We start from the raw sequence: 12,404 nt of genomic DNA, 5'->3' as shown, positions 1-12,404 counted from the left end.
CCTGCCGCTATCATGCCGGCAGACCTTTGGAGTAACCGATGACGGCTGTGCCCGCCCCTGTTTCCTCGACCGCGGCCGGCGCGCTGTCGGCGTTCCTGCGTGGCGTCGAACGCCGTGCCCTGGTGGTGGCTGAACTGCAGTGCGGTGAAGCCGCCCGTGCCGAACAGACCCTGGTGGCGGTGATGCGCGCCTTTGCCGCCGTCGCCAGCGACCTGCCCATGGCGCAATGGCCGACCCGCTTCTGGACCCTGCTGGGCCAGCGCCAGGCGCTACGCGAACCGCTGGGCGGCCAGTGGGCACCGCCATTGGCTGCGCTGGGTGAGATGGGGCCACTGCCACGCCTGGCGCTGTTGCTGCGGGTAGGCGGTAGTCTGGATGAAGGCATTGCCATGCGCGTGCTCGACCAGGACGAGGCCGGCTACCAGCAATTGCTGGCCGATGCCTGCCCGCGCGATACCCATGGCCAGCCTGATGCCTCGGCCTGGCGGCAGCTGGCCGAGCAGGTGCAGCTGCGCATCCGTGACCTGCCGGCCAAGCGCCTGCAGCAGCTGCAACAACCGGCCGCACCGGCCGCCAACAGTGAAACCCCGACCTCCAGCTGGCGTGCACCGCAGCGTGACGAGCGCGCGGCCGCCAACGGCAAGCGCCGCCGTGCGAATGCCAAGCCGCGCTGGCGCGGTCCGCTGATCCTGTTGCTGACCGTGGCGGTGCTGCTGGCCGCCGCGCTGGGCTGGCGCCATTGGCAGGGCCGTGTGCTCGGCAGCGATGCACCGCTGCCGGAAGGGGTGGTGGGCGATGCCGGTCCGGTCACGGTGGAGGCGCTGCCGCCGAGCAAGGTTGAAGCCGCGCCGGATGCGATCCCGGCCCAGGCTGCCGACGACGCCATGATGCTGGCCGACCGCGACTATCCGCTGGTGGCCGATGCCGACCTGTATGCGTGGACGGCCGCTGGCGGCCCGCTGCCGGTGGACGAATCGCAATCCAAGCCGAGCCGGCCGGAGCCGGCCAGTGCCACGCTGGAAACCGCTGCTGCCGATGAATAAGACTGTGTTCGCCAGCCTGCTGCTGGCCCTGCCGTTGTCGCTGTCGGCCACGCCGCAGACCGTGAACGTGCCGCTGCCACCGCCCTCGCCCGGAACCACGACGGCGCCACCGGCGCCGGCCGCGGCACCTTCGACGTTTGCCCACCTGGATGCGCAGCAGCAGCGCCAGCGCCGTGCCGACTACGCCACGTGGCGGGCGTTGCCGGAAGGCGAGCGTGAACGCGTCCGCCAGGCTGCGGCGCGTTTCAATGCACTGCCGGCCGATCAGCAGCAGCGCCTGCGCCAGCAGTTCCAGGCGCAGGACCAGGCGTTTCGCGAAGGCTGGCGGCTGGGCCCCCAGCTGGGCCTGGAATTCCCCAAGCTGCACGGCCTGTTCGGCTTTGTGCCGCCGGAACAGCGCGAGGCCGCGCTGGCCGTGCTGCGTCAGCTCAGCCCGGCGCAGCTGGCCCAGCTGACCCTGGTCGCACAGCGCACGCCGCCGCAGGAACGCGACGCGGTGCGCAGCGCCTTCCTCGCCGTGCCCGCCGCCGAGCGCGACAGTTGGCTCAAGCGCCAGGCGGGTCAGTAAACAAAGGGGACGGAGGGGATTAAGTCGTACTCGGCACAGTCGGGCTTGAAACGACTTAATCCCCTCCGTCCCCTTTTTTCTGTTCGTAACGCGATCGCAACGCGGTAAACCGGGGGCTGCTGAAACCCAGCATTCACGCCATGTCATGGGAATGCGCGCGCTGCGCGCGTAAGATGACCGGCCGCAACCCGGTGCCTGTGCCCTTCGCGCGCAACCGCAGTTCGCGTCAAGCACCTTATGTCTACTGCAACCTCCACGCCGCGCTTCAGCAAGGAAGTCGGCGCCACCGGTCTGCTTGCCCTGCCGCTTGTGCTCGGGCATGTCTCCACCGGTCTGATCTCCTTCGTCGACAACGTCATTGCTGGCCACCACGCCACGGCGACCCTGGCCGCGGTGACCATTGGTACCGCACTGCTGTGGCTGCCGATGCTGATCCCGATCGGTACCCTGATCTCGCTTACCGCCTCGGTGTCGCAGCTGCACGGCGCCGGTCGTGAGCGCGAGATCGGCCCGCTGTTCCGCCAGGCGCTGTGGCTGGCGCTGGGCCTGGGCCTGATCATGTTCACCTTCCTCACCGTAGTGCCGCCGCTGCTGCCGGCCTTCGGCATCGCACCGGACATCGTGCCGGGGGCGACCGCGTTCCTGCATGCGGTGCGCTGGGGTGGCCCGGCACTGACCCTGTACTTCTGCATGCGCTACCTCAGTGAGGGCATGCACTGGACCCTGCCGACCATGCTGATCGGCTTCGGTGGCCTGCTGGTGCTGGCGCCGATGGGCTACGTGCTGGCCAACGGCAAGCTGGGCTTCCCGGAAATGGGTGCCGAAGGCCTGGGCATCGCCTCGGCGGTGATGATGTGGCTGCAGGCGATCGCCTTCGCCACCTACCTGTGGTTCACCAAACGCTTCGCCCATCTGCGGCTGTTCTCGCACTTCGAAGGGCCGCGCTGGCCGGCGATCTGGGATCTGCTGCGCACCGGGCTGCCGATCGGGATCACCGTGCTGATGGAAGGTGGTCTGTTCATCGTCACCGCGCTGCTGATCGGTCGCCTGGGTGCCAATGAAGCGGCTGCGCACCAGATCGCGATCAACGTCGCCCAGCTGTGCTTCATGATCCCCATGGGCGTGGCCGAGGCCACTACCGTGCGCGTCGGCCATGCGGTCGGCCGTGGCGATGGCTTCGGCGTGCGCCGCGCGGCCTGGGCCGGCTACGCGATCATCATGGGTACGCAGACGCTGTCGGCGGCGGCACTGCTGTTCGGCCACGACGCCATCGTCGGCGTCTACACCAACGACCTGGCAGTGGCCGGGCTGGCCTCGACCCTGCTGCTGTACGCGGCCACCTTCCAGTTCCCGGATGGCATCCAGGTGTTGTCGGCCGGTGCGCTGCGCGGCCTGAAGGACACCCGCGTGCCGATGTTCATCGCCATGTTCGCGTACTGGGGCCTGGGCATGCCGCTCGGCGCCGGACTCGGCCTGGGCCTGGGCATGGGCCCGCAGGGCATGTGGATCGGCCTGATCGTCGGTCTCACCGCGGCGGCGATCCTGATGGGCTGGCGCCTGCGCCGCAGCAGCCTGCGCATCGGCCAGTCCAGCCTGTCCTGATCCTTCCTGCCCGCCCTGGCGACCCGTGGCGGGCGATCCCCTGACTTGTGTCCGATGCCGCATCACGCGGCACCGGCTATGCTGGCACTACGGCAAGAAGCCTTCCGGAGCGTTCCATGAATCAACCCGTGCCCCCGCTGCCCCCGGCGCGTCGCAACCCCGTCGCCAGTTTCTTCATCGGGCTGTGGGACGTCATGAATTTCACCCGCCGGTTGATCCTCAACCTGGTGTTCTTCGGCCTGCTGTTCCTGTTGCTGGTGATGTTCGTCATCGCCGCCGGCATGGGTGCCGGTGCCAGCAAATCGTTGCAGGACCGCACCACCCTGGTGATCGCGCCGGAAGGCCGCCTGGTCGAGCAGTTCAGCGCTGACCCGGTCAGCCGCGCGCTGGCCAAGGCGGTGGGCGACAACGGTGCCGAAGAGATCCAGCTGCGTGACCTGCTGCGGGTGATCGAGTCGGCCAAGGAAGACAAGAAGATCGAGCGCGTGGTGCTGGAGCTGGACAAGCTGCAGCCGTCGGGCTTCGCTTCGCTGCGTGAAGTGGCCGCTGCGCTGCAGGACCTGCGTGCGTCCGGCAAGCAGCTGGTGGCCTACAGCGAGAGCATGGGCCAGTCGCAGTACCTGCTGGCCGCGCAGGCCGACGAGGTCTACCTGGACCCGATGGGGTCGGTGGTACTCGAGGGCCTGGGCCGCTACCGCCAGTACTTCCGCACCGGCCTGCAGGACAAGCTGGGCGTGGACGTGCACCTGTTCAAGGTGGGCGAGTACAAGTCCGCTGCCGAGCCGTACGTGCTCGACGCCGCTTCGCCGGCGTCCAAGGAAGCCGACCTGTTCTGGATGAACGACGTGTGGCAGCGCTACCTGGGTGACATCGCCAAAGCCCGCCGCCTGGATCCGGCACAGCTGGCCGCCGGCATCGACACGCTGCCGGAAGGCATCTCCGCCGCCGGTGGCGACCTGGCCAAGTTCGCCCTGCAGCAGAAGCTGGTGACCTCGCTGAAGACCCGCGAGGAATTCGAGGATCTGATGATCGAGCGCGGCGTGGCTGACGACGATGCCGACGGTGGTTTCCGCAACGTCGACTTCGGCAGCTACCTGGGCCAGCTCGATGCGCGCCGCAACCCGGTCGACAGCCGTCCGCAGGTGGCGGTGGTGGTGGCAGCCGGCGAGATCAGCGGTGGCGACCTGCCGGCCGGCCGCATCGGTGGCGAGTCAACCTCGGCGCTGCTGCGTGCAGCGCGCGACGACGAGAACGTGAAGTCCGTGGTGCTGCGCGTCAATTCGCCGGGTGGTGAGGTGTTCGCCTCCGAGCAGATCCGTCGCGAAGTGGTGGCCCTGCAGGCCGCTGGCAAGCCGGTGGTGGTGTCGATGGGCGACCTGGCTGCCTCCGGTGGCTACTGGATCAGCATGAATGCCGACCGCATCTATGCCGATCCGTCGACCATCACCGGTTCGATCGGGATCTTCGGCATGGTGCCGAACTTCAGCCGCGCGCTGGACAAGATCGGTGTGCACACCGACGGCGTCGGTACGACCCGCTTTGCCGGTGCCTTCGATGTCACCCGCCCGATGGATCCGGCGGTGGGCCAGGTCATCCAGTCGGTGATCAACAAGGGTTACGCCGACTTCACCGGTCGCGTTGCCGACGCCCGCAAGAAGCCGGTCGAGGCGGTCGACGAAGTGGCCCGTGGCCGCGTGTGGAGCGGTGCGCAGGCCAAGGAACGCGGTCTGGTCGACGCCTTCGGTGGCTTGAAGGATGCGGTGGCCGATGCCGCCAGCCGTGCCAAGCTGGGCAAGGCCGATGCTTACCGCGTGCGTTACATCGAGAAGGCGGCGACGCCGTTTGCGCAGTTCGTAAGCGGCTTCGCCGGCAGCCGTGCCGGTGCCTGGATGCTGTCCGACTCGGGCATGGCGCGGATGATGCTGGCGCGTGCGATGCCGGAAGTGGATACGCAGCTGCGCTTCGTCGAGAACGCGGCCCGCGACAAGGGCAACGGTGCGCCGGTGAAGGCGCTGGCGTACTGCTTCTGCGGGTTCTGATCGGAAGTCCATCCACGCATGGCGTGGATCTACTGGAAACGCCCGGCCCCGGCCGGGCGTTTTCGTTCAAGGGGTCGGATCCCTTTGCTCCGCAAAGGGCTCTGACCCCACAGGTCATTGCGTCGCGTCGGCCTCGGCCTTCTGCTCGCGTGCTGCGGCATCCTCCACGGCCTTCTGCGCGCTCTTGGCGCGGTCCAGCGGCTCATGCATTGCACGGGTCATTGCCTGCGGTGCCGGTGGCTTCTCCGGGTTGGGCGTCGGCGGCCGTTGGCACGCCGCCAGCAGTACGGCGGCCAGCAGGGACGTGGACACGATCAGGATGCGCATGGCGGCTCTCCGCAGTGGGCGTGCGTGCAGTGTCGCATTCCGGGCAGGGGGCTGCCGTGAGCGCGTATCCTTGCCGCATCGAAACACAGCGGGCGCGGCCCCGGAGGACACATGACCCAGCAACGGTGGCGCCTGGACGGCCAGACTGCCCTGATCACCGGTGCCAGTGCCGGCATCGGCCTTGCAATCGCGCATGAACTGGCTGGCTTCGGTGCCGACCTGATGATCGTCGGGCGCGATATAGACATGCTGGAGACCGCGCGCGACGAGCTGCTGGACATGTATCCGCAGATGCAGGTGCACGCGCTGGCTGCCGATGTTTCCGATGACGAAGACCGCCGGCAGATCCTGGACTGGGTGGAAGACCATAGCGATGGCCTGCACATCCTGGTCAACAACGCCGGCGGCAACATCAGCAAAGCGGCTACCGAGTATTCCGAGGACGAGTGGCGCAACATCTTCGAGACCAACCTGTTCTCGGCGTTCGAACTGTCGCGCTACGCGCACCCGCTGCTGGCACGCCATGCCTCGTCATCCATCGTCAACGTCGGCAGCGTATCCGGCCTGACCCATGTGCGCAGCGGCGTGGTCTACGGCATGAGCAAGGCGGCAATGCACCAGATGACCCGCAACCTGGCCGTCGAGTGGGCCGAGGATGGCATCCGGGTCAACGCGGTGGCGCCGTGGTACATCCGCACGCGGCGCACGTCCGGCCCGTTGTCGGACCCGGACTACTACGAGGAAGTGATCAACCGCACGCCGATGCGCCGCATCGGGGAGCCGGAGGAAGTGGCTGCGGCCGTGGGCTTCCTGTGCCTGCCCGCCGCCAGCTATGTCACCGGCGAGTGCATCGCGGTGGATGGTGGTTTCCTGCGCTACGGATTCTGAGCTTTCAGCAGGTAGTGCCGGCCGCTGGGCGGCAACTGCAATCATCTGAAGATCCTGTGGTTGCCGGCCAGCGGCCGGCACTACCGGGTGGCCGTCACCCCGGTACCGGGCAGTTGCTGGCCTCCAGCACACCCTGCAGCCGCTCGCGCTCGCTGCGTGCGCCGTCGCGGTTCTCTGGCGTGGCGAAACGTTCGCGGCCGCGTGCATCGCGGAAGCGCTGCTGCCAGCCGCCGCAACGCTGCGCTTCGGGCAGTTCCTCGCAGCGATCACGTACCACTTCGCAGCCGGCCGCATTCACCGGCGTGACGCCGCCCAGGCCCTGTACCGTCATCAGTTCGCACCGACCGGGCGCGGCCTCGTACTCGTGCAGGTAGCTGCCGCCCTGGCTGTCGGTGCACTGGAAGATCGGGGGCAGGGGCGGCTTCGGTGGGCCGTCCTTTGCTTCGGCGTGGGCCTCGGCGTCACGACGCAGCGTCGCGCTGTCGAGGATCTGGTTGCCGCCCTCGCGTTCGACCATTCCCGCTTCCATGATCGTTCGGCCTTCGTCCGCACGGCGTGGCGTTGCAGAGGGCGCCTGCGCGGGCGCGGGTCCTGCCGGCAGGGGGGCTGGCGTCTCGACGGCGGGGGTGGGGGCGACCACCGCCGGCTGTGCGTTGGCCGGATCGGGTACGCGCAGTACCTGCTGCTTGCTGCCGGACGGGCAGGGCGTGCGTTGCAGCGTGGGTACGTCGCTGCTGCTGGAGGTGCATCGATACACCACGCTTGTTTCGGCCAGTGCCGCGCCGGGCAGCAACACCAGGGCCAGCCAGATCAGTTTGTTCATGCGCACAGCGTACAGGTGGTGATGCGGCGCGGCGCTCAGCGCTGGCAATCGCGCGACACGCGAGCGTCGATGCCGCGCTGTTCGTTGCTGATGGCCGTACGTTCGCTCTGCAGCGCACTGTTGTAGCGGCGGTCCAGCTCCCAGCGGCGGTCACGCAGGCGCGCGCAGACTTCCTGCGGTGGCAGCGCATGGCAGCTGTCGCGCACCAGGACGCTGCCGGCCGGAACCTGTACCCCCATGCCCACCGAGGGCGGACGATAACCCGCGCCTTCACCGATGGGGGTCCCCACCGGTGTACCGAATGCCGGACGCGGTCCGGGATAGGCCGGGCCACGATGCCCGTGCGGCAGCCAGACACTGGTCCACAACGGGACCCAGCGCGGATTGCCTTCGTTATTGTCGCTGGTATAGCGCTGGCCATCCTCGGTGACGCACTCGTACATCGGCTGTGGCGGCTGGATGTAGACGTGGCGTACTTCGCGCTCGCGGATGACCGGGGTATCGCTGGGCGGCGATGGCGTGGCGTCACTACGCACCACCCGCGGCGCAGGATCCCGCGGACGCTGCAGGTCGCGCACTTCCTGGCGGCCGCTGTTGCAGGGCTTGTCCTGCAGCGCCACGGCACCATTGCTGGCCACGCAGCGGTATACGCGCACGTCCTCGGCGGCCGGTGAGTTCCAAGGCAACAGCAGGCACAGGCTCAAGGTGGCGCGCAGCAGGTTCATGGCGGCAGGGTGCGCGATTGTCGGTGGCTGTGCAATCGTCTGCTCAGGAGCGCAGCACGTTGCCGCTGAGCGCGTCGCGGATCGGCGTCGGCTGGGCCAGGCCGCCGGTCTCGCCATCGAGGATGCCGTCGAGCAGGCGCAACAGGCGTGGGTCGAGTTCCTCGCGGCTGCGCGCCGGTGGCTCGCCGGCCAGGTTGGCGCTGGTGGACACCAGCGGGCCACCCCAGGCACGGCATAGCGCGGCCACCAGCGGGTGGGCACTGATGCGCACCGCAATGCCGCTGTGCTCGCCGGTAATCCACGGTTTGGCTCGTGGGCCGGCCGGCAGAATCCAGGTGTTGGCGCCGGGCCAGCTGGCCAGCACTGCGCGCTGGCGGGCATCGGGCAGTGCCTGCAGGCGTACCCAGCCTTCCAGCTGCGCCAGCTCGGCGGCGACCAGGATCATGCCCTTCTCGATCGGGCGCTGTTTCAGCCGCAGAACCATGTGCACCGCGGCTTCGTGCGAGGGATCGCAGCCCAGGCCCCAGACCGCTTCGGTCGGATAGGCGATCACGCCGCCTGCGCGGAGCGAGGCGACAGCGGAGTCCAGGGTGAGTTCTTTCATGGCGGCGACCGGCCCGGCGTGGGCCTTCATTATCCCCCCGCTGCGTGCAGATGGGGTGGAACCAGGCACCCCGGCAGTGTCGGCCGCTGGCCGGCACCTGATGCTTCTGGGGTTGCCGGCCAGCGGCCGGCACTACCCCTCATCCACGCAGGGCGCGGATCTACTTCGCGGCCTTCTTGACGGCCTTCTTGACGGCCTTCTTGGCCGGCGCCTTCTTCGCAGCAGCCTTTTTCACCGCTTTCTTGGCAGGGGCCTTCTTGGCGGCCGCCTTCTTCGGTGCCGCCTCCTTCTTCACCGCCGCCTTCTTCGCAGGTGCCTTCTTGGCCGCGGCCTTCTTGCCGAAGCCCTTGCGCACCGGCTTGCCGGTTTCTTCCATCAGCTGCTGCACTTCGGCCAGGGTCAGCGACGCCGGCTCGCGATCCTTGGGGATCTTGCCGTTCATCCTGCCGTCGCTGATGTACGGACCGAAACGGCCGTTCAGCACCTGGATGTCGCTGCCCTCGAACTCCTTGATGATCCGGTTGCGCGCGATCTCTTCCTTCTCTTCGATCAGGAACACGGCGCGGGCCAGATCGATGGTGTACGGGTCATCTTCCTTCTTCAGCGAGGCATAGGTGCTGCCGCGCTTGGCGAACGGGCCGAAACGACCGATGCCGACGCTGACGTCTTCGCCCTTGTCCTCACCCAGTGCGCGCGGCATCAGGAACAGCTCCAGCGCGTCTTCCAGGGTGATGGTGTGCATCGACTGGCCCGGACGAAGCGAGGCGAACTTGGGCTTCTCCTCGGCGTCCTCGGCGGTGCTGCCGATGGCCGCGTACGGCCCGAAACGGCCCAGGCGCACGCTGACCGGCTTGCCGGTCTTCGGGTCGGTGCCCAGTTCGCGTGCGCCGCTGGCCTCGGCGCGGTCGACCGATTCCTTCTTGTCTTCGACCAGTTCCTTGAACGGTCCCCAGAAGCGCGACATCAGCGGAATCCACTCTTCCTCGCCACGCGAGACGGCATCGAGCTCGTCCTCGAGCTTGGCGGTGAAGTCGTAGTCGACGTACTGGGTGAAGTGGCTGGACAGGAACTTGGATACCGCGCGGCCGACATCGGACGGGCGGAAGCTGCGGCCTTCCATTTCCACGTACTTGCGGAACAGCAGGGTCTGGATGATCGAAGCGTAGGTCGAGGGACGACCGATGCCGTACTCTTCCAGCGCCTTCACCAGCGCCGCTTCGGTGAAGCGCGGCGGCGGCTGGGTGAAGTGCTGGTCGGCCACGATGCGCTCCAGCGGCACGCGGTCGCCGGGCTTCATCGCCGGCAGCTTGCGGCCTTCGTCCTCGTCCTCGGCGCTCTTGTTGTCCTTGCCTTCTTCGTACACGGCCAGGAAGCCGGGCACCACCACGGTGGTGCCGCTGGCGCGGAACACGTGCTCGCTGCCGGCCGACAGATCGACGCTGACGGTGTTGAGCGTGGCCGGGATCATCTGGCAGGCCACCGCACGCTTCCAGATCAGTTCGTACAGCTTGCGCTCGTCATCGGTCAGGTAGCGCGCGACCTGCGCAGGGGTGCGCAGTGCCGAGGTCGGTCGCACCGCTTCGTGCGCTTCCTGGGCGTTCTTCGACTTGGTCTGGTAGGTGTTGGGCTGGTCCGGCAGCGAGGCGATGCCGTAGTCACGGGCGATCACGTCGCGGATCTCGGTCAGTGCATCCTGCGACAGGTTCACCGAGTCGGTACGCATGTACGAGATCAGGCCGACGGTGCCTTCGTCACCGATGGCCACGCCTTCGTACAGCTTCTGCGCCACCTGCATGGTCTTGCGGGTGGTGAAGCCGAGCTTGCGCGAGGCTTCCTGCTGCAGCGTGGAGGTGGTGAACGGCGGCGCCGGACGGCGCTTGCGCTCCTTGCTGGCCACGTCGGTGACGTGCAGCGCACCCTGCGCGGCCTGCTGGATGCGCAGGCGGGCCGCCTCGGCGGTGTCGCCATCGGTGACGGTGAACTGCTCGAACTTCTGCCCGTCCAGCTTGATCAGCTTGGCGTTGAAGTGCTGCGACGGGTGCGCGCACTCGGCGGCGATCGACCAGTACTCGCGGGCGATGAAGGCTTCGATCTCTTCCTCGCGCTCGACGATCATGCGCAGCGCCGGGCTCTGCACGCGGCCGGCGGACAAACCGCGCTGTACCTTGCGCCACAGCACCGGCGACAGGTTGAAACCGACCAGGTAATCCAGCGCGCGGCGCGCCTGCTGGGCATCGACCAGGTCGCTGGCGATCGCGCGCGGCTGGCTGATCGCTTCCTTGATGGCGCGCGGGGTGATCTCGGTGAAGACCACGCGCTGCATCGGCTTGTCCTTGACCAGCCCGCGTTCCTTCAGGATCTCGGCGATGTGCCAGCTGATCGCCTCACCCTCGCGGTCCGGGTCGGTCGCCAGCAGGATGTCGTCGGCGCCCTTGGCGGCCTTGGCGATCGCATCGACATGCTTCTCGTTCTTGTCGATCACGTCGTAGTGCATGGCGAACCCGTTGTCCGGGTCGACTGCGCCTTCCTTCGGAATCAGGTCACGCACATGCCCATACGAGGCCAGGACGGTGTAGTCCTTGCCGAGGTATTTGTTGATCGTCTTGGCCTTGGCCGGCGATTCGACGATGAGCAGGTGCTTGGGCATGTCGGGAAAGGTCTGTGGGCGGACCGGGGGAAGGGGCCGCTAGGGTGGAGCAAACGGCCGCATTAGTGAAGCGGCCACGGGCAAATCCATAAACTGAACGCCCGGTAGTGTGCCGGGCGTTCAGGTTTCACCTTATTAGAGGAATCACGCCCGGCCAGCCCATGTCAAGCAGCGAGGCGTGAGGATGGTCGTTCATGAGGCCATCTTGGCGATGAAGCCGACTGCTGCCACCAGCAGGACCAGGCCCGCCAACGACAGCAGGGCGGTCAGGACCAGAACCAGGATGGTGACCGTGCCCAGTTCCCGACGCTGCAGCTGCGGCTGGTCGGTATAGGCCCAACGGTCGACCACCAGAGTGTCGCATATCATGTCGTGCAGGCCCTGCTTGCGTTCGGTGAACGCGGCCATCAGGAAGCCGATGCCGAGGGTGAAGCTGCTCAGCAGCATGGCCCAGTAGCGACCGAAGGCGCGGGCCTTGGTGAGGCGCTCGCCATTGCCGCGCACGACCTTGATGCCGACCGCCATCTTTCCCAGCGTGGCACCGCCCCGCGAGGCATGGAACCAGGTGTAGTAGGCCATGCCGATGCCCAGGTTGATCAGCGCACTGGCCAGCTGCGCGACGATTTCGATGGACGATTCGCCACTGCCGACCGCGCCCATGCTGGCGCCGAGGACCACGCCGAGGATGGCACCGATGATGCTGCCCGGGATGACCAGCACGAAGTAGTCGATCATGTAGGCCGCTACGCGCTTCCAGAAACCGGCGTAGATCACTTCGCCGCCCATCACCGGCTGTACATGGCCGGCGGTACCGGCGGCGGCCGGCGCGTTGTACGGCGAGCTGCTGATGGCGCCGGTGCCGGGCAGCGGCGCGGTGCCGTTGTCGATGGCGGCATAGTCGCCGCGCAGGTCGAAACCGCCACTGCCGGTGGCAGTGCTGGCATCGGCCAGCGTCTGCAGTCCGAGCTCGTCGACCACCTGGCGCAGCGCAGCCCACTGCGCCATGCCCTCATGCCAGACCAGGGTGTCCAGGTTCAGTTGGCCGCGCTGGAAGCGCTGGCGGATCTCCTGGACCGGCAGGGGGCCCTGGCGTTGCTGTCCTTCGGCGTAATACCACTCAGTCATTGCATGTTCCCTG

General features: G+C 67.7%; 11 protein-coding genes. 5 read left to right on the top strand and 6 right to left on the bottom strand.

The window, feature by feature from the left end; genetic code table 11:
- The first annotated feature begins 38 nt into the window (after positions 1-38).
- The 4 genes from V9K93_RS06755 (at position 39) to sppA (ending at position 5,252) form a co-directional block, all read left to right on the top strand.
- The gene (locus V9K93_RS06755) at positions 39-1,043 is read left to right on the top strand and encodes a hypothetical protein (protein WP_337302246.1); all 1,005 of its coding nucleotides are present in this window, start codon (positions 39-41) and stop codon (positions 1,041-1,043) included.
- Positions 1,036-1,611 carry a DUF3106 domain-containing protein gene (locus tag V9K93_RS06750; protein ID WP_136638551.1) on the top strand — a complete coding sequence of 192 codons (576 nt, stop codon included), beginning with the start codon at positions 1,036-1,038 and terminating at the stop codon, positions 1,609-1,611. Before V9K93_RS06755 ends, V9K93_RS06750 begins: the two co-directional genes overlap by 8 nt.
- Positions 1,612-1,848: 237 nt before the next feature.
- Complete coding sequence (locus tag V9K93_RS06745; protein ID WP_337302245.1) at positions 1,849-3,213, top strand: MATE family efflux transporter; 1,365 nt, start codon at positions 1,849-1,851, stop codon at positions 3,211-3,213.
- 116 nt (positions 3,214-3,329) lie between these two features.
- Positions 3,330-5,252, top strand: coding sequence for a signal peptide peptidase SppA (gene sppA / locus V9K93_RS06740; RefSeq protein WP_012512230.1), 1,923 nt, complete (start codon positions 3,330-3,332; stop codon positions 5,250-5,252).
- A 114-nt stretch (positions 5,253-5,366) separates the two neighbouring features.
- Here sppA and V9K93_RS06735 read toward each other — a convergent pair whose 3' ends face one another.
- The gene (locus tag V9K93_RS06735) at positions 5,367-5,579 is read right to left on the bottom strand and encodes a hypothetical protein (protein ID WP_012512229.1); all 213 of its coding nucleotides are present in this window, start codon (positions 5,577-5,579) and stop codon (positions 5,367-5,369) included.
- Between the two features lie 111 nt (positions 5,580-5,690).
- Between V9K93_RS06735 and V9K93_RS06730 the strand changes: the two genes are divergently transcribed.
- Positions 5,691-6,467, top strand: coding sequence for an SDR family oxidoreductase (locus V9K93_RS06730; RefSeq protein ID WP_046984257.1), 777 nt, complete (start codon positions 5,691-5,693; stop codon positions 6,465-6,467).
- Between the two features lie 94 nt (positions 6,468-6,561).
- On the opposite strand, the gene V9K93_RS06725 is transcribed toward V9K93_RS06730, so the two are convergent.
- The 5 genes from V9K93_RS06725 to V9K93_RS06705 form a co-directional block, all read right to left on the bottom strand.
- Positions 6,562-7,290 (bottom strand): hypothetical protein, encoded by a 729-nt coding sequence (locus tag V9K93_RS06725; protein WP_337302244.1) that lies wholly within the window; start codon positions 7,288-7,290, stop codon positions 6,562-6,564.
- 35 nt (positions 7,291-7,325) lie between these two features.
- On the bottom strand, positions 7,326-8,015 hold the full coding sequence (locus tag V9K93_RS06720; protein WP_046983428.1) for a hypothetical protein: 690 nt from the start codon (positions 8,013-8,015) through the stop codon (positions 7,326-7,328).
- A gap of 43 nt (positions 8,016-8,058) precedes the next feature.
- A complete protein-coding gene (tsaC, locus tag V9K93_RS06715; protein WP_136638547.1) occupies positions 8,059-8,649 on the bottom strand; it encodes an L-threonylcarbamoyladenylate synthase type 1 TsaC in 591 nt (196 codons plus the stop codon).
- A gap of 130 nt (positions 8,650-8,779) precedes the next feature.
- Entirely contained in the window at positions 8,780-11,266 is a 2,487-nt protein-coding gene (locus V9K93_RS06710; protein WP_337302243.1) for a DNA topoisomerase I, read from the bottom strand.
- A gap of 192 nt (positions 11,267-11,458) precedes the next feature.
- A complete protein-coding gene (locus V9K93_RS06705; RefSeq protein ID WP_006395961.1) occupies positions 11,459-12,391 on the bottom strand; it encodes an RDD family protein in 933 nt (310 codons plus the stop codon).
- Between the last annotated feature and the right edge of the window lie 13 nt (positions 12,392-12,404).

It is taken from the genome of Stenotrophomonas sp. CCNWLW162, from assembly GCF_037203745.1.
In the GTDB taxonomy this organism is placed as follows: Bacteria; Pseudomonadota; Gammaproteobacteria; order Xanthomonadales; family Xanthomonadaceae; genus Stenotrophomonas; species Stenotrophomonas maltophilia_AQ.
Note: the sequence above shows the minus strand (reverse complement) of the source record. Positions and strands in the feature narration are given on the sequence as shown.